The following is a 24,522-nucleotide window of genomic DNA, read 5'->3' as shown; positions in this document are numbered from 1 at the left end:
GCAGGCTGCACAGGCCTGCGCATTTTTCATTTTCAGGGCACGCTGCCGGGGCTGGCGACCGGGTCGAGTTGCCGTCCTATCTCGCAAATCAGAAAGGCGATCGAATCGGCGTTGTGCAAGATCGTGTCGATGCGCGGGTGCGGGTTCGCCGGGTCGAGGAATGCCGTTCGCGCCTCCTCTAGGGTGGGGCTGCGCGTGACCTTGAGAATTTCCTTGCCGACATGCGCAAGGCCCGGGATTTCATCCAGGCTGAGCCACTCCTGAAATTCGTCACTCCAGCGCGAGAACAGCTCTTCGCGCGGCGTGCCCAGTGACAAGGCCTCGCGCTGGAATCGGGTCTGGTTGTGCTTCATGGCCGCGCCGTAGCCGGTCACCGTGGAAATCAGGTCAACGAACGGGCGCCGGGCCTCAAGGCTGGCGATGTCCACGGCCTTGTTGGCCTGATGGGCCAGTTCATGGATCAACGTGGAAGCCCGTGCATGCCCTTCGACATTGAACGGCTCAGTCAGGCCGACCTTGTACCAGTCCAGATCCTGATGGAAAAACTTCTCGGTGAAATGCACTTGCTTGCGCGAGTCGTCATCCAGCACAAAAGCAATCAGCCCGGTATTGCGATAGCGGTTTGAGCCGACGACAAAACGATCACCGTCCAGCAGATCCTCGGTGGGGTCCACCAACGCCTTGCAGACCGGCACGATGGCCTGTTTGAGCTTGTCGAGAATGGCGGTATCGATCTGTTGCGCATCAAAGAACGACTTGAGGAACGTATCCAGGCGAGTGCCGCTGCCCTGGTGCCTTTGCTGCGCCAGATTGTGCAGGCAGTTGAACGCGTAGAACCGTGCCAGATCGACGGCCTCGGTGAGCATGCGTGCCTTGTCCGGGTGGCGGGCGCGGATCTGTTCCATGCCCTGAGCCTCGATGTTCAGCCAGATCCGGCGTTCGCGATCGTTGGCGTAGCGGTTGTACATTTTCGACATGGCCTTGCCCAGATGCACCGTATGTCGATCCGGGTCCAGCACCAGTTTGCCTGACGTGGTGTGTTGCAGCACCGGGCCTGGCTGTTCCGCGCCCTTGATTTGCCAGACCACGCCCGGCTTCTCCACGGGATAGACCTTGCCGGCCACAGGCGCGTAGGTCTGCCGCGTCGCAAGATCGGTATAGGTGCCGTTCGCCGCCACCGGCGTCAGGTCCTTGAGCGCAACCTCCGTTGCCTCGAAGGGTTGCAGCGAAGTGCGTAGCGGGTCAGTGGTGTGAATGTGTTGCAGATCCGGCGCACCGAGCACGCTGGGCTTTGGAGCCGACGGCGTCAGCGCCCGGGCCTCGAGCGTCGACTCCAGTGACAGGCGCCCGAGGGAAACCATCTGCACTGTGCCAGCGATGAACGCCTCGAGTGCAAGCTTCCAGTGGTGATCCTGCAACGCCTCGGCCGAGGTCATGAAGTCCTTGAAGCTTTGCCAGAGAAACTGCACATAGGCCAGTTTGCCCGGCAGCAGACCCCAGATAAGTTTGATCCCCTGGCTGAACAGGTTTTTCGCCGCCTCCCAGTCCTCCTGCGCCGAAGGCTGGGCGTGGCTGGCGAGCAATTTGGGCAGCAACGCGAGATTGTCGCTGAACAGCTGCCGCAGCAGGTTGCCCTGAATCGGATTCGACGCCAGGGTCATTTCACTGGTCTGGCCGACACTGCTGCTGAATAACGCCTTGAAGATCGACTGCTGAGCCTGCGGCAAACGCCGCAACAACAGGTCTTGGAGGGCGCCCGGAATGTTCAGTGCGGCGATCAGCGCGGCTTCGTTCTCGAACTCGCTGAAGGCCTGTTCACCGTGATACGGCGCATAGAGCACCAACGGTCCGACATGGCCGGCGCCCGGGCCGATCAGGTACATGCCCAGGGCTTTGACCGCCGCCGCGCCGCCGGTTTTGATCAGCTCCAGCGGGCGGATCAGCGCATGGGCACCTTGCACCGTGGCGCGGGCGATGGCGTCCGGCATGTCGAGCACTTGGGCGATCAGCCCGTAGGCGGCAGCAGACAGACGCTGCTGCAGTTTCAACTGATGGGCATGTTGCAGCAGTTGCCACGGTAGTTGGCGCAGAAAACGCTGTTGGCGCTGTTCGGCCTCGGTGTCGGTGGTAGACAGGGCGGTCGTGATCTTGCTGGCGAATGTCGTGGGAATGTCCAGGGACAGCAATAGGCTCCTGACTGCCTGACGGTCGAGGCCAGTCGGCAGCACAACGGTGCTGTTCGAGGCCACGGTAAACGCGATGTGCTGGGCGATGTGGCTGTAGTTCAAGGCGAAATCGGTGAGGCTCATGTTTGGGCCGGCCAGGGTCAGGGCCGGGATGATCCGCACTTGCTCGGGATCGAGGTTATGCGCCTGGAACCGGGCGCCCAGCAGGGTGGTGAGGGTCTGCTGAATGTGCCCACGCACGGTCGGCAAGGCATGCAGGTAATCCTTGTCATCGCTGACGCTGGCGCGCCATTGTTCCAGCAGCTCCAGGTGCAACTGCTGCTCCTCAAGCGAGGCCATGCCCAGCCAGCCGGGCAGGGAGTGCCGCTCGCCGAGCGCCCGGGCCAACGCACTGGCCCGCTCCAGATTGGTGTTGATCGGGATCTCGGCCAAGGATTTCAGCGCCTGCTCCTGCTTGAGCGCGGACAACTTTAGTTGCCGGAGCCGATCACAGCGCTCGAGAAACTGCTTGATCGCCGTTTGCACGCGATCCTGCAGGACGTTATCGGTAATCAGGTGCAAAGGGCCGAGGCGATAGTCCTGATGCAAACCCTCATGCAGCGGCGAGAGGTTTTCCAGCAGTACCTGACGTTTTTCCGGATTGCGCAAGCGCCGGTCCAGGGCCTTGCGGGCACTGTCGACGGAGCTGAAGGCTTCCAGGCCCATCGCCGGCGTCCACAGCACCGCAATTCCCGAGTGTTGTTCATCGAGGCCGCCGCGTTCCGTCAGCAGAACGCAGCTGGCCAATGGCAGCGCCTCTGTCTGGCCACTGCCGAACAAAGTCAGCGACCAGGCATCGGGGCGGAAACCATTGAGTCCGCGGCGCTGGGCGCGATCCGCCAGGGCGGGGTCGAACACGGTGTCGACGATGGCCTGGACCTGGCGACTCAGGCTGCCGTCGAGTACGCGCAAGCGTGCCTCACCACAGACACCGACGAACAGCGTGTGCGCAAACTGCTGCATGAGCTGTTGCAGATAGCGGCGTTGCAGGACTTGCGAGCCAATTGGCTGCGCGGCGAAACGGCTGCTGATTGACGGCAGGATACTGGCGAATTTCCTGACTTCGGCTGCAGCAGCGTCGGCCAGCAGCATTGATGGTAACTGGCTGCCGCCGAGCACTGGCCGGGTGCTCCAGCGCCCACGGGTATCGAGGGCCAGCAAGCGATCATGGATCATCGAGCGGATGTCCAGCGCCTTGTCGAACAGCGCGGGAATGTTCACCGCGTCGTCGCTGTGGCGGAACACCTGCAAGGCATATTCGATGTTCTGTCGCTGCTTGGTGATGATGCCTTCGAACAGCACGCTGAAGATGTCGCCGGCGATCATTTCGCCGGACACATGGGGCTTGTCGAAGCCGAGGAAACGCTGGCGCTCCTCCAGGTTCAGCAAGCCATAGAGCTCGTCTTCGTGCCCGGTACTGGCGAATTTGGCGAGCAAGGTGTCCTTGAGATCGCCGTAGTCCTTGAGGATCTGCAAGCCATGGGACGGGGTGTAAAGGCAGGCATCGGTGTGGCTGATCATCAGCGAGCCGGCCAGTTCGACGAAGTTGGCCTGGTATTCCCACAGACGCACCGTTTCCAGGGTGGCACGCCGCCCGGGGTGCTCGTTGGCTTCGATCCAGGTCAGCAGGCTGTCGAATTTTTCGGACTCGATGATCCCGGCTTCGCGTTTGAGCAGAATGTCGGCCAGGGCCTGTTGCCGGATCGTTTGACTGAACAGGCTGCGGCGCGGCATGCCGTCTGCGCAAGCGTCATTCCAGTATTGCTCAAGGTGTTGATAGAGCAGCACCAGCAGTTTGCCGGAGACGGTTTTGACCGCCTGTTCCCAATGCGTCTGATCGCTGGCCAGCGCAGGTCGGCGCGGGTTGGAAAACCTGTGTGTCTGGCCCTGCGCCCAGCCGGGGTGACGATAGTGCCGGAGCACCGCGTTGGCCAGTGACAAGGTGTCGAGCCGGTGTCCCGGATCACCGGGAGCGGCGCCGGCGTAGAAGCTGACCTGCGTTTGTGCTTGATCCGCGCCGGGCATCCGGGGGCTCAGTTGCTGGTCGAGAAGCGTTTCAAGCAAGATTCCCAAGCCAGGCAGATTCAGCAGTTCATGGAGCAAGGACTGGGCGTTGAGCTGCTGACAGTGCTCGATGGCGCTCCGTTGCTCGTCGAATATGTCGCCCTCGATGAGCTGGTAATTCACGCTGATACGGCCTTTCTCCAGCAGGCGCTTGCGCTGTGACACGGCCAGAAATGCCAGCAATCGATCCGCTTCGTCGGCCTGATTGACTCGCTGTTCGAGGTGTTCGGTCACGGCGCGGAAGGTGTCGAATTTCTTCAGGCCGTCGAACGGCGTGTACAACATGAAGCCGCGATCCTCCGGCGTGGGGCTGAGAATGAAACTGCCGGCCAGGGTTACGCTGGGCGGGTCTTCGCTGTCGAGCAGGATGCGGTGAGCCAGCATCGGCGGGGTTTGTTGGCTGCGTAACAGATGGGTCGAGAGTTGCGCGTGCGTCAGCCACCGGAAATCCTGCGACGACAGCCCATGGGCAGTGCCCAGCGCAGGCCACAGTCCAGGCGAATCCAAAAAACAGCAGAACAGCAGCGGGGAAGCAGGTACGGGCATCATCGCGTCTCGATCAGGGCACCCTTGGGGGCACCGGTGAATTGAGACGCCAGCCTAAAAGCCGAACGGGTGATGAAGGTGGTACATAGTTACCGCACAGGCGACATGCAAATGTGCTGGCTGCGTCGTGCTGCACCGCAATGGTTGACAGCACCCGTACCGGACGTGGTTAATCGGTGAGCAAGCTGTTCGTACGCTGTTGTTCCCTCCAATAATTAGTCTGGAGCTTCAGATGTCTGCGCCACACGAATCCGTGTTTTCTCCTGCGTCCACGCTCTCGCTCGAAGCGCTGACGCATCTGCTTGAAAAGATTTTTCTGCGCCATGGGACGTCGGCGTCCGTCGCCCGCACCCTGGCTGCCAACTGCGCCAGTGCCGAACGCGACGGTGCGCACAGTCATGGCGTGTTCCGCATTCCCGGCTATGTCTCGACGCTCAACAGCGGTTGGGTCAATGGTCAGGCGGTGCCGCAAGTCGAAGACGTTGCCCCCGGTTTTGTGCGGGTCGATGCCGGCGACGGTTTCGCCCAGCCAGCGCTGGCCGCCGCTCGGCCGCTGCTGGTGGAAAAGGCGCGCAATGCCGGGATCGCGGTGTTGGCGATTCGTAATTCCCACCACTTTGCGGCGCTGTGGCCGGATGTCGAGCCTTTCGCGGATGAGGGGCTGGTGGCGCTCAGCGTGGTCAACAGCATGACCTGCGTGGTGCCGCATGGCGCCGACCGGCCGCTGTTCGGCACCAATCCGATTGCCTTCGCTGCGCCCCGAGCAGGTGGCGCGCCGATTGTTTTCGATCTGGCGACCAGTGCTATCGCTCATGGCGACGTACAGATTGCGGCGCGCAAGGGTGAACGTTTGCCTGCCGGGACGGGCGTGGACAGCCTCGGTCAGGCGACCCAGGATCCGAAAGCGATTCTTGAGGGGGGCGCACTATTGCCGTTTGGCGGCCACAAAGGTTCGGCGCTGTCGATGATGGTCGAGTTGCTGGCGGCTGCGTTGACGGGCGGCAATTTTTCCTTCGAGTTCGACTGGTCGAACCATCCCGGCGCCAAGACCCCGTGGACCGGGCAACTGCTGATCGTCATCGATCCGAGCAAATCCGCCGGACAGAGTTTTGCCGAGCGCAGTCAGGAGCTGGTGCGGCAGATGCATGGGGTGGGGTTGAAGCGCTTGCCGGGTGATCGTCGGCATTTGCAGCGCGCGCGGTCGCTGGCCGAAGGGATTGTGCTGGATGAGCAGACGCTGGGGCAGTTGCGGGAGTTGGCCGGGGAATAATTGTCAGATAACCAATGTGCCGAGGGAGCTTGCTCCCGCCGGACTGCGAAGCTGCCCCCTTTGTCTACTTGAGAATAGGGGGACTGCTGCGCAGTCCAGCGGGAGCAAGCTCCCTCGCCACAGGTTTATTTGTCAGGCCTTAACGACGACCGAGCAACAAGCCTACGACCAGGCCAAAACCGGCGGAAATCGCCACGGTTTGCCACGGATGGCCGCCAATGTAGCTTTCAGTGGCTTCGACTGCCGGTTTGGTGCGCTCGCGCACGCTCGACACGGAATCCAGTGCCTGTTGCAGCTTCAGGGCGATTTGGCCGCGCAGGGTCTCGGCTTCCTCACCGACCAGGGAAGCGCTGCTCTTGAGCAGTTTGTCGGACTCTTCGATCAGCGCCTGAAGTTCGCTGAATGCCTGATCCTTGATTTGGTCTTCGGCAGCTTGCACGCGGGATTTGCGGGCCATTGGGTGACTCCTTGCAGATGGATGAACAGTGATTAATGGAGTGTGGCGCTGACTGAAAAGTTGCACTGATTTTAGGTGCGAAAGAAAAACCTGCGCGGGAGATTTCCGCTGAGCGTGTAAGATGTCGCCATTTTACGCAGCAGGTATTTCCCCATGAGTTTCAATCTGGCCGACAAATCCCTCGCCGAGCGCGCTGCGCTGGAAGACGAGAAATCCCGTCTGTTCGAACTCTGGCAGAACAATCTGGGCAAAGCCAAAGGCGAAGCCGCGCGGTTGTTTGGCGAACGCTCCAAGCGCAAGGGCAAATGGGCCGAGTGGGTACGCGCCGAGCTTGATGGCATGTCCCCGCCGGAATTCGCCAACATGGTGCGCAGCGAGGTCAATCGACTGATGGCGGCCAACAAGTAACAGCGCGTCAGTCGCTGTTGAAACCCCCGACAATCGCCTCGCGCACCTTGATCACCACCGGATCGATCTGCGTGCTGGTGCGCCAGCCCAGCTCGATCGGGTAGCGCGGCAACGCCAGCGGGCAGGGCAGCAGCGCCAGTCCGCTGAGCTCGGCAATGGCCCTGGCGGCATGGCTCGGGATGGTTGCCACCGCGCCGCTGCCCTTGAGCAGATGCGGCAACGCGGCAAAGTGCGTGGTCGACGCGCAGACCCGCCGACTCAGGCCCAGCGCCGCCAGGCCTTCATCGGTGATGCCGATAAAACCACCCGAAGACACCAGAATGTGCTCGCGGGCAACGAACTCCGGCAAATCGATGCTCTGTTGGCCGGGCGCCAGACTGCCCGGATCGACCAGACACGCATAATCCCCTTCAGCCAATACCTGACGACTGAGCAGGCGCTCGGCGAACCCACCTGCGGTGATCGCCAGGTCGATGCTGCGCTCCATCAGCGCGCGGGCGACGATCTGGCTGTGGGTCTGACGGAAGATCAGCCGCAGCTTGGGCGCGCTGCGAGCGATGGCTTCGATCAGGCGCCGACCATAGGCAATTTCAAAATCATCCGACAGGCCCACGGTGACCGACCGGCCGTCGTAGTGATGAGCCGCCGGATCGACCATCGCCAGGCTTTGCCGGCATTTGTTCAGCGCCTCGCTGACCACCGGTTTCAGTTGATTGGCCTTGAGCGTTGGCGCCAGACCCCGGCCGGTACGCACGAACAATTGATCGCCATACACCTCGCGCAAGCGGCGCAACGCTGCGCTGACCGCCGATTGCGTCACGCCCAGACGCAGCGCCGCACGGCTGGCGCTGGATTCTTCATGCAAGGCTTCAAAGACTTTCAGCAGGTTCAGGTCGACGGTTGCGATATTCATTTGGCTCATATCATTCAGCAGTGAATCGGTCTTTATTCATGATCCCGCGCCGCCGCAGAATCGGCAACACATGAACCCGATGGAGTGACTGCAATGCCCAAATCAATCGTCGCCGCCCTGCAGATCGGCGCCTTGCCCGGTGGCAAGGGTGAAACCCTGGAACAGATCCTCAGATGGGAAAGCGCGATCATCGAATCCGGCGCGGCGCTGGTGGTCATGCCGGAGGCGTTGCTTGGCGGTTATCCGAAAGGCGAGGGCTTCGGTACGCAACTGGGTTATCGCTTGCCCGAGGGGCGCGAGGCCTACGCCCGTTATTTCGCCAACGCGATTGACGTGCCGGGGGCAGAAACCGAGGCGCTGGCCGGTTTGGCGGCGCGCACCGGGGCCAATCTGGTGATTGGCGTGATCGAGCGTGCCGGCAGCACGTTGTATTGCACGGCGCTGTATTTCGATCCGCAAGCGGGGCTGGTGGCCAAGCATCGAAAACTGATGCCGACCGGCACCGAACGGCTGATCTGGGGCAAGGGCGATGGCTCGACGCTGCCGGTGCTCGACACTCAGGTCGGACGCCTTGGCGCCGTGGTCTGCTGGGAAAACATGATGCCGCTGCTGCGCACGGCGATGTACGCCAAGGGCATTGAAGTCTGGTGTGCGCCGACCGTGGACGAGCGCGAGATGTGGCAGGTCAGCATGCGCCACATCGCCCACGAGGGTCGCTGCTTTGTGGTCAGCGCCTGTCAGGTGCAGGCCTCGCCGAACGCGCTCGGCGTGGAGATTGCCAACTGGCCGGCGGATCGTCCGCTGATTGCCGGGGGCAGCGTGATTGTCGGGCCGATGGGCGATGTGCTGGCCGGGCCATTGCGCGGCGAGGCGGGGTTGCTCACCGCGGAGATTGATACCGATGAATTGGTTCGTGCGCGCTATGACTACGATGTGGTCGGCCACTATGCGCGGCCGGATGTGTTTGAGCTGAGTGTCGATGAGCGGGCCAGACCGGGGGTATGCTTCACCGCATAACCTCAGGACTGACACATAACCTGTGGGAGCGGGCTTGCTCGCGAATGCGGTGTCACATTCAGCGATGATGTTGGCTGATCTGACGCTTTCGCGAGCAAGCCCGCTCCCACAGGGGAGACTTGTGTGTTTAGTGGGTTACCACGTCGCAGCAGTGGCTTTCGGCAAACTCAGCTTGCCACTGTCGACAAACCGCATCGTGCCGAACACCCCGCCGGCCAATTTGCCGCGCAGCACGTAGGGCAGGTTGTCGAGGGTTTGTGTCTGGCTCAGGCCGAGGGTCTGGCGCAATACCGAGAACGCGGAAACACTGACCGGCACGCTGACCACGGTTTCCGAGAAGCGCGGGATCGAGCCGACCTGATCGCTCACGCCCGAGGCCAAGGGACGGCCATTGACCTCCAGATCCAGGGCGATGCCGGTGTAGTCGATCGCGGTTTCGTTGGGGTTCTGCACCCGCAACTTGAGGGCGAAACGCACTTCCAGATCCTGACTCGGCAACGGTTCGAGGCCGACCACGTTGATGTTCACCGGATCTCGGTTGGGAAACAGCGCGCAGGCGCTCAGGGACAACAGCAGCAGGGACAGGATGACGGCGTGGACGCGGCGCATAAACAGTCTCTCAACAAAAAAGGGCTGAACCGTTGCCGGCTCAGCCCTTTTTTCATGGCGCAGCGTCAGCGGTTCAACTGTGCGACCGCCGCAGCTGTTGCAGGTTCAGCTTTGGCCGGCATATCGGGGTTTTCCATGACCTGCAGAATCGACGCTTCCGGATCGAAATCGTCTTCTTCCAGCTCAATGAATTCTTCGGGCAGGAAGATATTCAGCACGATAGCGCACAACGCACCGACGGTGATCGGCGATTCGAAGATGTTGCGCAGCGCTTGCGGCAGTTCTCGCAGCACTTCCGGCACGGCGGCGATGCCCAGGCCCATGCCGACGGAGATCGCCACGATCAACATGTTGCGCCGATGCAGGCCGGCCTCGGCGAGGATCTTGATTCCGGCCACGGCCACGGTGCCAAACATCACCAGTTCGGCGCCGCCGAGCACCGGTTTGGGCATCAGTTGCAGCACCGCGCCGATCATCGGGAACAGCCCCAGCAACACCAGCAGGCCGGCGATGAAGAAGGCCACGTAGCGACTGGCTACGCCGGTCAGCTGGATCACGCCGTTGTTCTGCGCGAACGTCACCATCGGCATGCTGTTGAACACCGCCGCCATGGCCGAGTTGAGGCCATCGGCGAGCAACCCGGACTTGATCCGGCGGATGTACAGCGGGCCTTTGACCGGTTGCCGCGAAATCATCGAGTTGGCGGTCAGGTCTCCGGCCGCTTCCAGCGGCGAAACGAGAAAGATCACCGCCACCGGCACGAATGCCACCCAGTCGAAATTGAAACCGTACTTGAACGGCACCGGCACGCTGACCAGCGGCACTTCGGGCATCGAGGCGAAATCCACCGTGCCCATCAGCCACGCGACCACGTAGCCGAGGGTCAGGCCGATGACGATCGCGCCCAGGCGCAGAAACGGCACGTCGACACGGTTCAGCACAACGATAGTGCCGATCACCAACGCCGCCAGAAACACATGGCTGGCCGCGCCCAGATCCGCCGCACCGAAGCCGCCGGCAATGTCGGTCATCGCCACTTTGATCAGCGACAGGCCCATCAAGGTGATGATGGTGCCCGTGACCACCGGGGTGATCAGCATCCGCAGTTTGCCGATGAACTGGCTCAGCACCACTTCGATGAACGCGGCGAAAAAGCACACGCCGAAAATCGTCGAGAGAATTTCATCGGTGCCGCCGCCCCGGGCCTTGACCATGAAACCGGCGCTGAGGATCACGCTGATGAAGGAAAAACTGGTGCCTTGCAGGCACAGCAAACCGGAGCCGACCGGGCCGAAACGCTTGGCTTGAACGAACGTGCCGAGACCCGAGACGAACAGTGCCATGCTGATCAGGTACGGAATTTCGCTCTGCAGCCCCAGGGCGCCGCCCATGATCAGGGTCGGGGTGATGATGCCGACGAAGCTGGCCAGCACGTGTTGCAGCGCGGCGAACACGGTGGCGGTGAGGTGCGGACGGTCGTTGAGGCCGTAGATCAGATCGTTGTTGCGCGGGACTTTTTCAGAGGCGGTCATGGTGATTTGCGCGCCGTGAGGCGGGGCCGGGTCAGAAAATGGAGGCGCAGGATGCCGGAAGAGGGCGGCGAGGGCAACGAGCAAAAATTGCCTGAAAGGTCAGGTTTTATTGGTGTTGGTGGTACCCACGCGCACTGACACACATTGTTGTGGCGAGGGAGCTTGCTCCCGTTCGGCTGCGTAGCAGTCGTAAAACACTGTTGACTGGATAATGCAGCGGGCTGCTTCGCAACCCAGCGGGAGCAAGCTTCCTCGCCACCAAAGCTTACAAGTCATGTAAACGCGCTGAGTAAATCCTCCTCAAACGCCTTCTGCGCATCCCCCGGCACCTGCGCCCGATGCCGCGCCAGATGAAACGCCACTTCGAAACTCAATTCCCCAGGCCGCAGCGCGCGCAGCAAGCCCTTGTCCTCCCAGGTGCGTGCGTAGTGATCGGGGAGATAATCGACATGCTTGCCGGAAAGAATAAAGGCAAGGGTGCCTTCGACCTGTTCCGAGCGCGCCGAAAAGCGCTTGTCCGGGAACGGCTCGCCACTGCGCATGAACCGATACGGATGATCCACCCGGTCGCAGGCCTGCAGCGCCGCGTCATCCGGCTCATCCACACTGAACAGTGGATGCCCCTGCGCGCAATACAAATGTTGGGTTTCCCTGAACAGTTCGCGGTAATCGAAAGCGCTCTGCACTTGTGAGAAATAACCGATGGCCAGGTCCAGCCGCTGTTGCAGCAGCAGACGCTCCATCTCCCCGGGCATTGCGCTGATCAACTCGATGCGCACTGACTCATCGCGTTCGCGAAAGCGCCGGATCGCATCCGCCACCCGCAGCAGCACCGACTGATCAACCGCCTCGGACAAGCCCAGCCGCACCTCACCGATCAAGCGTCCGGCAACGCCGTTGGATTGATGACGGAAGGTTTCGATGGATTCGAACAGCGTGCGAATGGCGATCAGCAACTGTTCGCCCTTGGGCGTCACGCTGAAACCGCCCTTGCCGCGACTGCACAGGCGATAGCCGAGGCGGGTTTCGAGTTTGGCCATTTGCTGGCTGATACTCGATTGGCTCAGGCCCAGTTCACCTTGCGCCGCACTGAAGCCGCCACATTCCACGACCCGCACAAACAGGCGCAGCAACTGCAAATCGACGTCGTGAAGCTGACCGAGCATTACATTACTCCGGGATAAAGTCAGGTTAACAAACTTGATATTTCTGCAATGTATCCGACGGCGCATCCTGCCACCACTTCCTCCGGTCAGGTGTTCGTCATGGCTCCCGTGTTCAAACTGTGTTTTCCCGCGCTGTTGTTGTCCGTGGTCATCCAGGCACAGGCGGAGGATAAAACCCTCAACCTCTACAGTTGGGCCGATTACGTGCCGGCGCAGACCCTGCAGCGTTTCGAGCAAGAAACCGGCATTCATGTGCGCTACGACACCTTCGATACTTCCGAGGTGTTGGAAACCAAACTGCTGACCGGCGGCAGCGGCTATGACGTGGTAGTGCCGTCGTCCAGCGTTCTGGCCCGTGGCTTGGCAGCGGGCGCACTGAAGGAGATTCCCCACGAAGGCCTCAAGGGATACGCCAACCTTGATCCCGATCTGCTGGAGAAACTCGCTGCCGTCGATCCCGGCAATCGCTACGCCGTGCCCTACACGTGGGGCACGCTCGGGCTGGGGTTGAACGTCGAGGCGGTGAAAAAGCGCCTGCCGGATGCGCCGCTGAACAGCCTCGATCTGCTGTTCAAGCCCGAGTACGCGAGCAAACTCAAGGACTGCGGGATTGCCGTGCTCGATTCGCCGCAGGAAGTCATTGGTCTGGCGCTGCATTACCTGGGTAAAGATCCCTACAGCACTGACAAGAATGATCTGGCCGCCGCCGAAGCCTTGTTGCAGAAACTCCAGCCGTCGGTGCTGTATGTCGCCACCGGCCGGCAGATCAACGACCTGGCCAATGGCAGTGTCTGTCTGGCGCTGACCTACAACGGTGATGTGAGCATGGCGGCCGATCAGGCGCACAAGGCCAACAAACCGTACGAAGTCGCCTACCGGATACCGCGCGAAGGCACGTTGATCTGGCAGGACAATCTGGCCATTCCCAAGGACGCGCCAAACCCGCAAGCGGCGCGGGCGTTCATCGAATTCATGCTGCGCCCCGAGTCGGTCGCCGAGCTGACCAATACGCTGTTTTTCGCCACCGCCAACCAGGCCGCGACGCCGCTGGTGGACGCGGCGGTGCGCAACGATCCGGACATCTATCCGCCCGCCGAAATGCGTGAACGCCTGTACGCCGACCGCAGCATGAGCCTCAAGGACATGCGTCAGCGCACGCGTCTGTGGACCACTTTCCGTAGCCATCAATAACAAAAGGAGCACACCGATGGACGTGCCGATGCTCAACGACCAAGCCCTGACCCGCGACAGCCTGTACGGCACTGCCGCCGAAAGCACCTACGCCGGGATCACCAGTTTCATGCGTCGCCGCTACAGCCGGGATTTGCGCGGCGTCGATGTGGCGGTCAGTGGCGTACCGTTCGATACGGCCACCAGCAACCGCCCGGGCGCACGCTTCGGGCCGCGGGGAATTCGCGCCGCGTCCACCGGAATTGCCTGGGAACGGCATTGGCCGTGGACATTCGATCCGTTCGATCATCTGGCGGTGATCGACTACGGCGATTGCGACTTTGATTACGGCTCGCCGCATACCATCCCGGAAAGTATCGAGGCCCACGCCGAGCGCATTCTTGATGCCGGCAGCGCGATGCTGACGTTTGGCGGCGACCACTTCATCACCTATCCGCTGCTCAAGGCCCATGCACGCAAACATGGTGCGCTGTCGCTGATCCACTTCGATGCGCACAGCGACACCTGGCCGGACGAGGGCGGCAAGCGCGTCGATCACGGCACCATGTTCTGGCATGCGGCCAAGGAAGGGCTGGTGGATCCGTCGCGTTCGGTGCAGATCGGTTTGCGCACCACCAATGACGATCACCAGGGGTTTGCGGTGCTCGATGCCCGACAAGTGCATCGACGTGGCTGCGAGGCGATTGTCGAGGCGATTCGCGCACGGGTTGGCGACCACCCGGTGTACCTGACGTTTGATATCGACTGCCTGGATCCGGCCTTTGCACCGGGTACCGGCACTCCGGTGTGTGGCGGGTTGAGCACGGTGCAGGCACTGGAAATTCTTGGCGGTTTGCGCGGAATCAATCTGGTGGGCATGGACGTGGTGGAAGTGGCGCCGGCGTATGACCATGCGGACGTGACATCGCTCGCAGCGGCAACGCTGGCGATGGAAATGCTCTGCCTCTACGCCGCCCGACACAAAGTCGACCGCTGACACCCCACAAAGCCCACGTGGGAGTGGGCTTGCTCACGAGTACGGTGTGTCATTCAACAATGATGTTGGCTGCCCCGGCGCCTTCGCGAGCAAGCCCGCTCCCACAGGGGGTTGTATTCCAGGCAGTTGCTGCACGCTGTTTTGAGGTCGCGAGATATACAGTCGATCTTTGCCCCCCACAAAACCCATGTGGGAGTGGGCTTGCTCACGAGTACGGTGTGTCATTCAACAATGACGTTGGCTGCCCCAACGCCTTCGCGAGCAAGCCCGCTCCCACAGGGATCTTTATTCCAGGCAGTTGCTGCACGCTGTTTTGAGGTCGCGAGATATACAGTCGATCTTTGCCCCCCACAAAACCCATGTGGGAGTGGGCTTGCTCACGAAAGCGGTGTGTCATTCAACAATGATGTTGGCTGCCACGACGCCTTCGCGAGCAAGCCCGCTTCCACAAAAGGGCACCTGTTTTTCAGGGACATCGTGGCATACTGCCGCGCATGACTTTCGACTCTCCCTTAAGCGCCTGGCAACACGCGATCGAGCACAAGGGTTTCATCCAGGATGAAGCCCAGGAGCACGCGGTCTGGGCCCTGCAAAAATGCCATGAAGCCTTGCACGCCGGCGCCCGTTCGGTCACGGGCGTGTACTTGTGGGGCCCGGTCGGGCGCGGCAAGACGTGGTTGATGGATCAGTTTTATCAGAGCCTGCGGGTGCCGGCCCGACGTCAGCACTTTCATCATTTCATGGGCTGGGTGCATCAGCGCTCGTTCCAGCTCACTGGCATCGCCGATCCGTTGCGGGCGTTGGCCAAAGAGTTGGCGGCGGAAGTACGGGTGTTGTGCTTCGACGAACTGTTCGTCAATGACATCGGCGACGCGATCATTCTCGGGCGGCTGTTTCAGGTGATGTTCGACGAAGGCGTGGTGGTGGTCTGTACCTCCAACCTGCCGCCGGACGAGCTCTACGCCGATGGCTTCAACCGCGATCGGTTTGTCCCGGCGATTGCTGCGATCAAGGCGCACATGCAAGTGGTGGCGGTGAATGGTGCCGAGGATCATCGCCTGCATCCGGGCGCGGGTCAGCAGCGCTATTTTGTCACTGCGCCGGGACAGGGCAGTGCTCTGGAGCAGGTCTTCCAGTCACTCAATACCGGGCAGCCCGCCAGCGCCGAGCCGGTGCCCGTCGGCCATCGAGTGCTGAACGTGGTGCAGGCCAGTGCGACGGTGCTCTGGTGCCGCTATGCCGATCTCTGCGAGCAACCGTTTGCCGCGATGGACTTCATCGCGCTGTGCGACAGCTATCGATCTATTCTGTTGAGCGACGTGCCGAACCTCAGCGCGCAAAAACGTGAAGGGCGAATCGCCCGTGGTACCGAAGACGGCTCGGCGCAGGTGGTGGCCGGTGACCGCGAACTGCCGCAGCTGTCGGTGCACGACGACGGTGTACGCCGCTTCATTGCCTTGGTCGACGAGTGCTACGACCGTAAGGTCCCGCTGTACATCGAGGCTCAGGTACCGATGGAAGCGCTGTACACCGAGGGTTACCTGGAGTTCCCGTTCCGGCGCACCCTCAGCCGTTTGCAGGAGATGCAACTGCAGCGTTTTGCCGAAGCCTGAGTGAGGAGGGCGCGCTCAGGATCTCGCTTGACCAGGCCGAACCAAGGCACTGATATGCGAGCAGTGACGCCCTTTTTATTCTTCCCGGGTTGTCGCCCACAACAGGCTCGCGTTAAGGTCGAGCAGCCTTTCAGGTGCGCACCTTGCACGCCGGGGCCACGACCGGGGATGGAAATGGATTCCGCAGAAATTCTTGTGCTACAAGCCAGCTACACCAATCCAGTGCACGCCGAAGCCATCGGCATCGTGCTTAATCATTACGCAGAAGATCCCATGGGCGGCGGCCATTCGATTGCCCCCGAGCTGCTGCGTCGCCTGCCTGAAGAGTTGGCGCGCAGGCCGCACGCGTTCAGCGTGCTGGCGTTCGTCGGCGGTGAGCCGGCAGGGCTGGTGAATTGTTTTGAAGGTTTCTCGACGTTCGCCTGCAAACCTCTGGTCAATGTTCACGACGTGGCAGTGGTGAGCAAATTTCGCGGCCTCGGGCTGAGTCAGAAGATGCTGCGCAAGGTCGAGGAAATTTCCCGTCAGCGCGGCTGCTGCAAGATCACGCTGGAGGTGCTGGAAGGCAATGCGGTGGCGCAGAACGCCTACAGCAAGTTCGGTTTCGCCCCGGGGATGTTCGACCCGGATCATGGCCGCATGCTGTTCTGGATCAAGAATCTGCCGACATAAAAAAAGGCGCCCGGTCAGGGCGCCCAACTGTCATCTCCGAGGCCAGAGCGGAGCCATCGGAGGTCCATCGGTTGCTCAATGAATCAGTTGCGATAAGACTCGGTGACTTGCGCGGTCTGGTCGTTCGGAACCTTCAGTTCCGCAGCTTTGCTAGCGCTCTGCTGTTCGTTTTGCGCGTGGTGGACCGGGAAGTTGTCGTAGTAATGTCGCATGCGTTCGGCGCCGCCTTCGGCAAAGGCGCTGGCGGAGCCGAGGGCGAGTAGCCCGGCGAGAATAGCGGTGGTGGTTTTCATGGTGCCTCCTACTGAAAAACGTGGGAGCCGTTCGTCCATGAAGCAGATCTCGACGCAGAGTGTCCCGGGTGGAAATTAACTCGGGGTTAAGCGACGCTCTTCGCGCCGATGGCGTGGGCATTCAACCGCAGGAAATGTTCCCCGATAGCACCGACCTCGGTGAAAAGCTGCGCGCAACGTTTGCCCAATCAACGGCGGCGGGTATGCTGATGGCCTGCCGAGGAGATAGAAATGGCCTACGATTTTGACCTTTATGTAATTGGTGCCGGTTCCGGCGGTGTGCGCGCTGCGCGCTTTGCCGCCGGTTTTGGCGCGAAAGTGGCGGTAGCCGAGAGCCGTTACCTGGGAGGCACCTGCGTCAACGTTGGCTGCGTGCCGAAAAAACTGCTGGTGTACGGCGCACATTTCGCCGAAGACTTCGAGCAGTCGTCCGGCTTCGGCTGGAGTCTGGGTGAAGCGAATTTCGACTGGGCGACGCTGATCGCCAACAAGGACCGCGAGATCAATCGCCTCAACGGGATTTATCGCAACCTGCTGGTCAACAGTGGCGTGACCCTGCACGAAGCCCACGCGAAGATCGTCGGCCCGCACGAGGTCGAGGTCAATGGTGAGCGTTTCACCGCGAAAAACATTCTGATTGCTACCGGTGGCTGGCCGCAGATTCCGGAAATTCCGGGGCACGAACACGCGATCAGTTCCAATCAGGCGTTTTTCCTTAAAGAGCTGCCGAAGCGGGTGCTGGTGGTCGGTGGTGGTTACATCGCTGTCGAGTTCGCCGGGATTTTCCACGGTCTGGGGGCGAACACCACACTGCTGTATCGCGGTGATCTGTTCCTGCGTGGCTTCGATGGCTCGGTGCGCAAGCATCTGCAGGAAGAACTGACCAAGCGCGGCATGGATCTGCAATTCAACGCCGACATCGCGCGTATCGACAAACAGCCAGACGGCAGCCTGAAGGCGACTCTAAAGGATGGTCGCGTACTGGAAGCCGACTGCGTGTTCTACGCCACCGGGCGGCGTCCGATGCTGGACAACCTGGGCCTGGAAAACACCGATGTGCAGCTCACCGACAAGGGCTTCATCAAGGTCGACGAGCAATACCAGACCAGCGAACCGTCGATTCTGGCACTGGGTGACGTGATTGGTCGCGTGCAGCTGACGCCAGTGGCACTGGCCGAAGGCATGGCGGTGGCGCGGCGCTTGTTCAAGCCTGAGCAGTACCGTCCGGTGGATTACAAGATGATCCCGACTGCCGTGTTCAGTCTGCCGAACATCGGTACTGTCGGTCTGACTGAAGAGGAGGCGCGGGAGGCGGGCCATGAGGTGGTGATTTTCGAGAGTCGCTTCCGCCCGATGAAGTTGACCCTGACCGAGTGTCAGGAGAAAACCCTGATGAAGCTGGTGGTTGACGGCAAGACCGACAAAGTTCTCGGCTGCCACATGGTCGGGCCCGACGCGGGTGAGATCGTCCAAGGCTTGGCGATCGCGCTGAAGGCTGGCGCGACCAAACGTGACTTCGACGACACGATCGGGGTTCACCCGACGGCCGCCGAAGAGTTCGTCACCATGCGTACGCCGGTCGGCGCTTAAGTTTCCTTCGCTTTGGCTGTGTCTGGCGCTGCCGCAACGGTAGCGGCCAGACGCAAGCTATCCTCAAGGCTGGTCTGAGTCTTGGTCAGTTCCTTTTCCAGTGACTGATTGAGCAGCAGCTGTTCGTCAATGTTCTGTTTCAGCGTCTGACTTTCCAGCAGGGCCACGCGCAAGCGTTCCTGGAGGAGGGTGCGTTCGTTGTCGACGCGAGTCGCTTGCTCCAGCAACTGATCCTGACGCTGATTGCTGTGCTTGAGTTGATCCTGTACCAGGCTCAGCTCGCGCTGGGTGCCACGGTTTTCGGTGAGCAGGCGCTCGTTGTCACGGTGCAACTGGGTGATCTCGTCCTGACGTACCAGCGCACTTTGTTGCGCCTGGCGCAATTCCATCTGCAATTGCTGGAGCTGCCCTTCGTGACGGGCCTGTTCCTGCTCGCGCTGCTCTTTGCTGGCGTTGCGGTAATGCTCAAGGGCATCGCGGGCGTGCAGGTGTTTCTCTTCCAGTGAGCGGATCTGTTCGTCCTTGTCTTGCAGACGCAACTCGAAATCGGCCAAGGCCTGGTTCAGTCCGGCGTTGCGGGTTTGTTCGGTCTGCAGCATCGAGCGGGTTTCTTTCAGTGCCTCGGATTCCCGTGCCAGTGCTGCGCCTTGAATGTCGTGCTGTTGTTCCAGTTGCTCGAGTGCCTGGCGCACCTGCTTGAGTTCCGCTTCCAGGGTTTCGCGCTGCTCCTCGAACTGCTCGCGCGCTTGTTCGATCGGCTCTTGCGCCTGTTCTTTCAGGCGCTGGGCGAGACGCGAGACCAGTGCGGTCAGCTCGTCATTGATCGGTTCTGCAGACGCTTCGGCCGGTTGGCTGCCGTCATCCAGCTCTTTCAGATAGCGATGGATCGTGGTTTTCGAACCGGTGTTGCCCAGTTCGATGCGTACTGCATCGATGCTGGGGTGTTCGCCCCGGGCCAGAATCGCTGCTCGCGCGATCTGTACCACTGCTTTGTTTACGCCACCACGGGCCATGTGAACTCCTACCGTTTCGTACTGTGGTACATGCCACTAAAGTACGCAGTGTACCACGCTGAAAATAAAGTTAAATGCTTGATTAATCACAGGCGGGATATACTGGTATTACCCAATGTCAGATGCCAGAATTGGTTTTTTCATCCCGAAATCAGTACGCCTGCGAGAACACTGCCCATGAGCGAGATCGATCGCTATCTGCAAGCCGCTACCCGTGACAACACCCGCCGCAGCTATCGTTCGGCGATCGAGCATTTCGAAGTGAAGTGGGGCGGGTTCCTGCCGGCGACGGCCGACAGCGTGGCGCGTTATCTGGTCGAACATGCCGGCGTGCTGTCGATCAATACGCTGAAGCTGCGCTTGTCGGCGCTGGCGCAGTGGCACAACAGTCAGGGTTTTGCCGATCCGACCAAGGCGCCAGTGGTGCGCAAGGTCTTCAAAGGCATTCGGGCGCTGCATCCGGCGCAGGAAAAACAGGCCGAACCGCTGCAACTGCACGATCTGCAGCAGGTGGTCGACTGGCTGGAGCAGGAAGCCAGCAATGCCAGACAAAATCAGGATCGCCCGCAGTTGCTCAAGGCCTATCGCGATCGGGCACTGATCCTGTTGGGGTTCTGGCGTGGCTTTCGCAGCGATGAGTTGTGTCGTCTGCAGATCGAGCATGTGCAGGCGCACACCGGCAGCGGCATCACTCTGTATCTGCCGCGCAGCAAGGGCGACCGCGACAACCTCGGGCAGACGTATCAGGCGCCGGCGCTACTCAAGCTGTGCCCGGTGCAGGCTTATATCGACTGGATCACCGAGGCGGCGCTGGTACGCGGTCCGGTGTTTCGCGGTGTCGACCGCTGGGGACATCTGAGCGATGAGGGCTTGCACGCCAACAGCATCATTCCACTGCTGCGTCAGGCACTGGAACGCGCCGGCATTCCGGCCGAGCGCTACACCAGCCATTCCCTGCGCCGCGGCTTCGCTACCTGGGCGCATCAAAGCGGCTGGGATCTGAAATCGTTGATGAGTTACGTTGGCTGGAAGGATATGAAGTCAGCCATGCGCTATGTTGAAGCCAGCCCCTTTCACGGGATGGCTCGGATTACGGACAAGCCGCTTTCGTCGTAGATATCGTTTTCTTCTATTAATACAGTCAGCTAATAGCGAAAACAAATCAGCAGCATCAGGTTTGCCAATGAGCCATCCGTCGAGTGAGTGGGTAGGATTCACCCATCGAATTCACAACCCTGACGGAGAGTCATCAATGCCTATCATCAACAGCCAAGTAAAACCGTTCAAAGCTACCGCGTTCAAAAACGGCGACTTCGTACAAGTCTCGGACGCTGACCTGAAAGGCAAATGGTCCGTAGTGTTCTTCTACCCAGCCGACTTCACCTTCGTTTGCCCAACCGAGCTGGAAGACCTGGCCGACAACTACGCTGCGTTCCAGAAACTGGGCGTGGAAATCTACAGCGTTTCGACCGACACCCACTTTGCTCACGCTGCCTGGCACAACACTTCGCCAGCGATCGGTAAAATCGAATACACCATGATCGGCGACCCGACCCACGTCATCTCCCGCAACTTCGACGTGCTGATCGAAGAAGCTGGCCTGGCTGACCGTGGCACCTTCGTGATCAACCCTGAAGGCCAGATCAAAATCGTTGAACTGAACGATGGCGGCGTTGGCCGTGACGCTTCCGAGCTGCTGCGCAAAATCAAGGCTGCTCAATACGTTGCTGCTCACCCAGGCGAAGTTTGCCCAGCCAAGTGGAAAGAAGGCGAGGCCACTCTGGCTCCGTCCCTGGACCTGGTCGGCAAGATCTAAGTCTGTGACGCACGCAACACAGGGCGGGACTCCGCACCTACTTCAGTAAGCTGCACCGCCCATTAAAAAAGCCCGGGCGAGATTCGCTCGGGCTTTTTTTCGCCTCGAATAAAGACACAGGAGATCGCCCGTATGTTGGACGCCAATCTTAAAGCCCAGTTGAAATCGTACCTGGAACGGGTCACCCAGCCGATCGAGATCGTTGCTTCCCTCGACGACGGTGCGAAATCCCGGGAAATGCTTGACCTGCTGAAAGACGTTGCCAGTCTTTCGAGCCAAATTACCCTGATCGACAGCGGCACCGATGCCCGCAAGCCGTCGTTCTCGATCAATCGTCCGGGTGCCGACATCAGCTTGCGTTTCGCCGGCATCCCGATGGGCCACGAATTCACCTCGCTGGTGCTGGCCCTGTTGCAAGTCGGCGGCCACCCATCGAAAGCCAGCGCCGAAGTGATCGAACAGATCCGCTCGCTCAAGGGCGAGTTCAGCTTCGAAACCTACTTCTCGCTGTCGTGCCAGAACTGCCCGGACGTGGTTCAGGCGCTGAACCTGATGGCCGTGCTGAACCCGAACATCCGTCACGTCGCCATCGACGGCGCGCTGTTCCAGGACGAAGTCAACGATCGCAAGATCATGGCTGTGCCGAGCATCTACCTCAACGGTGAGAACTTTGGCCAGGGCCGCATGGGTCTGGAAGAAATCCTCGCCAAACTCGATACCGGCGCCATCGAGCGTCAAGCCGAGAAGATCAGCGCCAAAGAGGCCTTTGATGTGCTGGTGGTCGGCGGTGGCCCGGCCGGTGCTTCGGCCGCTATCTATGCCGCCCGTAAAGGCATTCGCACCGGTGTCGCGGCCGAGCGCTTCGGCGGTCAGGTGCTGGACACCATGGCCATCGAGAACTTCATTTCCGTGCAGGAAACCGAAGGCCCGAAACTGGCCACGGCGCTGGAGGAACACGTCAAGCAGTACGACGTCGACATCATGAACCTGCAACGCGCCGACAAGCTGATCCCGGGCAAGAACGGCGAGCTGCACGAAGTCCACTTCGCCAGTGGCGCGACCCTGAAAGCCAAGAGCGTGATTCTGGCGACCGGCGCACGCTGGCGTGAAATGAACGTGCCAGGCGAGCAGGAATACCGCAACAAAGGCGTGGCGTATTGCCCGCACTGCGACGGTCCGTTGTTCAAAGGCAAGCGTGTGGCGGTGATCGGCGGCGGTAACTCCGGCGTGGAAGCGGCCATCGACTTGGCGGGTATCGTCTCCCACGTGACCCTGCTGGAGTTCGACGTACAACTGCGTGCCGACGCGGTACTGCAACGCAAACTGCACAGCCTGCCGAACGTCACCGTGATCACCAGTGCGCAAACCACTGAAGTCACCGGCAATGGCGAGAAGGTCAACGGCCTGCGTTACAAGGATCGCAAGACTGACGAACTGCGCAGCGTCGAGCTGGAGGGGATCTTCGTACAGATCGGTCTGCTGCCGAACACCGACTGGCTCAAAGGCACCATCGAGCTGTCGCCGCGTGGTGAGATCATCGTCGATAACCGTGGCGAAACGTCGATCCCGGGGATCTTCGCGGCGGGCGACGTGACCACTGTGCCGTACAAACAGATCGTGATTGCGGTGGGCGAGGGCGCCAAGGCTTCCCTCAGCGCGTTCGATCACTTGATCCGTACGTCGGCACCGGCGTAAACATCAGTCGCTGAAATGAAAAAACCCATGAGCGATCATGGGTTTTTTTATGCCTGACACAAATCCAATTGTAGGAGCGGGCTTGCTCGCGAAAGCGTCCTGTCAGCCAACACCTGCGTTGCATGACTCACCGCTTTCGCGAGCAAGCCCGCTCCCACAAAGGCTTTTTATGCAGTCAGTTACAGCGGCGCAGGCTGGATGATTTCAACCCAGTAGCCATCCGGGTCCTTGATGAACGCCAGGCTTTTCATGCGGCCATCGGTCAAACGCTTCTGGAAATCACAGCCCAGTTCTTCAAAACGTGCACATGCCGCAACGATATCCGGAACCGAGATGCAGATGTGGCCGAAACCGCGCGGGTCAGTGTTGCCGTTGTGATAGGCGAAGTCGGCATCGTTTTCAGTGCCGTGGTTGTGGGTCAGTTCGAGGATGCCGGGAATCGACTTCATCCACTCGGTGCGGGCAGCGGCGTCGGCCGGGATCTGCGCCTTGTCGACCAGTGCGAGGAAGTACAGGCTGAACTCAGCTTCCGGGAAATCACGTTTTTCCACCAGCGAGAAACCCAGCACGCGGGTGTAGAAATCCAGCGACTGGGTGATGTCCTTCACGCGCAGCATGGTGTGGTTGAAGACGAAGTTGCGGGTTGCGCTGTCTGGAGTGGCGGTGACGCCGGGGAAAGTGTTCAGTTCGTGCAGGCTCATAGGCCCTCCGTAACAATGGGGCGAGTGAATGGGCGCAATGATACGCATGCGGGGCGGCATCGCCAAACCGAATGCGCGGCTTGCTCTGTGGACGGCCGGGCCTCAGACTTTGCAGCTCAATCTGCGAGTGCCTCTGGTAATGATCCGACCGTTCAAAGCGCTGTTCGTTTGCCTTTTCTCGTCTTTGCTTGCCGCTCCTGCGCTGGCGGACCAGCCGAGCATCACTTGGCCTGCTGGCTGGGAAGTAGAGGCGCTGCCGGATCAAGCTCCTCAGGTTTCGCGCCAGCGCGCGGTGAAAACCGACACCGACGGCAATCAGGTCATGGTGATGGAGTTGACCATGACTCAGGTGGAAGCAGGTCATCAGGTCAATGTGGCGGGCGTTCTGCTGGAGATGCGCAAATCGATACAGAAGGACTTCTTCCAGGGCGGCTATCAGAGTGTTTGCAACAAGGTACACCCGGCGAAGCTCGGCTCTTTGGACGCGCAGGAAACCACCTGCACGATCACTGAAAACGGTCGACATGTGTTGTCGCAAACTTTGGTTGCTGCGGCCGCAGCGGATAAGGCTTATGTACTTTCTTACGCTGGGCAGGCCGAGGTTTATAAGGCAAGCGCCGAGGAAATAGTCGCAGTGAGAAACAGCTTGAAACTTTAATCGTCTGTTTGCACCTCGACCGGTTTAGATACCCGAAGGAATTAAGCACAAAGTTTAGCGGCGATTACGATTGCAACATCCCGGCGCAAAATGTTTA

General features: G+C 60.6%; 21 protein-coding genes. 12 read left to right on the top strand and 9 right to left on the bottom strand.

The annotated features are described in order from the left end of the window. Nucleotides 1-32: 32 nt before the first annotated feature. On the bottom strand, nucleotides 33-4,838 hold the full coding sequence (locus LCH64_RS02840; protein ID WP_226499428.1) for a DUF6543 domain-containing protein: 4,806 nt from the start codon (nucleotides 4,836-4,838) through the stop codon (nucleotides 33-35). Between the two features lie 229 nt (nucleotides 4,839-5,067). Here LCH64_RS02840 and LCH64_RS02835 point away from each other — a divergent pair, with 229 nt between their 5' ends. Further along, nucleotides 5,068-6,105 carry an Ldh family oxidoreductase gene (locus LCH64_RS02835; RefSeq protein ID WP_226499427.1) on the top strand — a complete coding sequence of 346 codons (1,038 nt, stop codon included), beginning with the start codon at nucleotides 5,068-5,070 and terminating at the stop codon, nucleotides 6,103-6,105. Nucleotides 6,106-6,244: 139 nt separating this feature from the next. Here LCH64_RS02835 and LCH64_RS02830 read toward each other — a convergent pair whose 3' ends face one another. After that, nucleotides 6,245-6,562: a DUF883 family protein gene (locus LCH64_RS02830; RefSeq protein WP_003224594.1), complete on the bottom strand. Its 318-nt coding sequence runs from the start codon at nucleotides 6,560-6,562 to the stop codon at nucleotides 6,245-6,247. 153 nt (nucleotides 6,563-6,715) lie between these two features. Between LCH64_RS02830 and LCH64_RS02825 the strand changes: the two genes are divergently transcribed. Continuing rightward, the gene (locus LCH64_RS02825; protein WP_003224595.1) at nucleotides 6,716-6,970 is read left to right on the top strand and encodes a hypothetical protein; all 255 of its coding nucleotides are present in this window, start codon (nucleotides 6,716-6,718) and stop codon (nucleotides 6,968-6,970) included. A 7-nt stretch (nucleotides 6,971-6,977) separates the two neighbouring features. Here LCH64_RS02825 and LCH64_RS02820 read toward each other — a convergent pair whose 3' ends face one another. Then, nucleotides 6,978-7,892 carry a LysR family transcriptional regulator gene (locus tag LCH64_RS02820; RefSeq protein ID WP_226499426.1) on the bottom strand — a complete coding sequence of 305 codons (915 nt, stop codon included), beginning with the start codon at nucleotides 7,890-7,892 and terminating at the stop codon, nucleotides 6,978-6,980. 84 nt (nucleotides 7,893-7,976) lie between these two features. On the opposite strand from LCH64_RS02820, the gene LCH64_RS02815 reads away from it, so the two are divergent. Continuing rightward, a complete protein-coding gene (locus LCH64_RS02815) occupies nucleotides 7,977-8,900 on the top strand; it encodes a carbon-nitrogen hydrolase family protein (protein ID WP_226499425.1) in 924 nt (307 codons plus the stop codon). Between the two features lie 135 nt (nucleotides 8,901-9,035). Here LCH64_RS02815 and LCH64_RS02810 read toward each other — a convergent pair whose 3' ends face one another. The 3 genes from LCH64_RS02810 to LCH64_RS02800 form a co-directional block, all read right to left on the bottom strand. Further along, nucleotides 9,036-9,509, bottom strand: a complete 474-nt coding sequence (locus tag LCH64_RS02810; RefSeq protein WP_226499424.1) for an LEA type 2 family protein — start codon at nucleotides 9,507-9,509, stop codon at nucleotides 9,036-9,038. A gap of 65 nt (nucleotides 9,510-9,574) precedes the next feature. After that, nucleotides 9,575-11,041, bottom strand: a complete 1,467-nt coding sequence (locus tag LCH64_RS02805) for a nucleobase:cation symporter-2 family protein (protein ID WP_226499423.1) — start codon at nucleotides 11,039-11,041, stop codon at nucleotides 9,575-9,577. A 272-nt stretch (nucleotides 11,042-11,313) separates the two neighbouring features. Then, a complete protein-coding gene (locus tag LCH64_RS02800) occupies nucleotides 11,314-12,207 on the bottom strand; it encodes a LysR family transcriptional regulator (protein WP_226499422.1) in 894 nt (297 codons plus the stop codon). Between the two features lie 99 nt (nucleotides 12,208-12,306). Between LCH64_RS02800 and LCH64_RS02795 the strand changes: the two genes are divergently transcribed. The 4 genes from LCH64_RS02795 to LCH64_RS02780 all read left to right on the top strand — a co-directional run bounded on the left by LCH64_RS02795 (nucleotide 12,307) and on the right by LCH64_RS02780 (nucleotide 16,659). Further along, nucleotides 12,307-13,398, top strand: coding sequence for a polyamine ABC transporter substrate-binding protein (locus LCH64_RS02795; protein WP_226499421.1), 1,092 nt, complete (start codon nucleotides 12,307-12,309; stop codon nucleotides 13,396-13,398). A gap of 16 nt (nucleotides 13,399-13,414) precedes the next feature. After that, a complete protein-coding gene (gene speB / locus LCH64_RS02790; RefSeq protein ID WP_226499420.1) occupies nucleotides 13,415-14,374 on the top strand; it encodes an agmatinase in 960 nt (319 codons plus the stop codon). Nucleotides 14,375-14,868: 494 nt separating this feature from the next. Then, nucleotides 14,869-15,987 carry a cell division protein ZapE gene (gene zapE, locus LCH64_RS02785; RefSeq protein WP_226499419.1) on the top strand — a complete coding sequence of 373 codons (1,119 nt, stop codon included), beginning with the start codon at nucleotides 14,869-14,871 and terminating at the stop codon, nucleotides 15,985-15,987. A 174-nt stretch (nucleotides 15,988-16,161) separates the two neighbouring features. Continuing rightward, a complete protein-coding gene (locus LCH64_RS02780; protein ID WP_103521648.1) occupies nucleotides 16,162-16,659 on the top strand; it encodes a GNAT family N-acetyltransferase in 498 nt (165 codons plus the stop codon). Nucleotides 16,660-16,742: 83 nt separating this feature from the next. On the opposite strand, the gene LCH64_RS02775 is transcribed toward LCH64_RS02780, so the two are convergent. Next, the gene (locus LCH64_RS02775) at nucleotides 16,743-16,952 is read right to left on the bottom strand and encodes a hypothetical protein (protein WP_226499418.1); all 210 of its coding nucleotides are present in this window, start codon (nucleotides 16,950-16,952) and stop codon (nucleotides 16,743-16,745) included. Nucleotides 16,953-17,183: 231 nt separating this feature from the next. Between LCH64_RS02775 and gorA the strand changes: the two genes are divergently transcribed. Next, nucleotides 17,184-18,542: a glutathione-disulfide reductase gene (gene gorA / locus LCH64_RS02770; RefSeq protein ID WP_103521639.1), complete on the top strand. Its 1,359-nt coding sequence runs from the start codon at nucleotides 17,184-17,186 to the stop codon at nucleotides 18,540-18,542. Here gorA and LCH64_RS02765 read toward each other — a convergent pair. Then, nucleotides 18,539-19,555 carry a DNA-binding protein gene (locus LCH64_RS02765; RefSeq protein ID WP_226499417.1) on the bottom strand — a complete coding sequence of 339 codons (1,017 nt, stop codon included), beginning with the start codon at nucleotides 19,553-19,555 and terminating at the stop codon, nucleotides 18,539-18,541. The genes gorA and LCH64_RS02765 overlap by 4 nt on opposite strands. A 177-nt stretch (nucleotides 19,556-19,732) precedes the next feature. On the opposite strand from LCH64_RS02765, the gene LCH64_RS02760 reads away from it, so the two are divergent. The 3 genes from LCH64_RS02760 to ahpF all read left to right on the top strand — a co-directional run bounded on the left by LCH64_RS02760 (nucleotide 19,733) and on the right by ahpF (nucleotide 23,066). Then, a complete protein-coding gene (locus tag LCH64_RS02760; protein WP_226499416.1) occupies nucleotides 19,733-20,671 on the top strand; it encodes a site-specific integrase in 939 nt (312 codons plus the stop codon). A 136-nt stretch (nucleotides 20,672-20,807) separates the two neighbouring features. Continuing rightward, nucleotides 20,808-21,371, top strand: coding sequence for an alkyl hydroperoxide reductase subunit C (ahpC, locus tag LCH64_RS02755; RefSeq protein WP_003224621.1), 564 nt, complete (start codon nucleotides 20,808-20,810; stop codon nucleotides 21,369-21,371). Nucleotides 21,372-21,503: 132 nt separating this feature from the next. After that, nucleotides 21,504-23,066: an alkyl hydroperoxide reductase subunit F gene (gene ahpF, locus LCH64_RS02750; RefSeq protein WP_003224623.1), complete on the top strand. Its 1,563-nt coding sequence runs from the start codon at nucleotides 21,504-21,506 to the stop codon at nucleotides 23,064-23,066. A 179-nt stretch (nucleotides 23,067-23,245) separates the two neighbouring features. On the opposite strand, the gene gloA is transcribed toward ahpF, so the two are convergent. Then, on the bottom strand, nucleotides 23,246-23,767 hold the full coding sequence (gloA, locus tag LCH64_RS02745) for a lactoylglutathione lyase (protein WP_003224626.1): 522 nt from the start codon (nucleotides 23,765-23,767) through the stop codon (nucleotides 23,246-23,248). Between the two features lie 139 nt (nucleotides 23,768-23,906). Between gloA and LCH64_RS02740 the strand changes: the two genes are divergently transcribed. Next, on the top strand, nucleotides 23,907-24,425 hold the full coding sequence (locus tag LCH64_RS02740) for a DUF4946 domain-containing protein (protein ID WP_045122752.1): 519 nt from the start codon (nucleotides 23,907-23,909) through the stop codon (nucleotides 24,423-24,425). Nucleotides 24,426-24,522: the final 97 nt, after the last annotated feature.

The organism is Pseudomonas sp. MWU16-30322, assembly GCF_020515535.1.
Lineage (GTDB): Bacteria > Pseudomonadota > Gammaproteobacteria > Pseudomonadales > Pseudomonadaceae > Aquipseudomonas > Aquipseudomonas fluorescens_H.
This window is presented reverse-complemented; position numbering and strand designations above follow the sequence as displayed.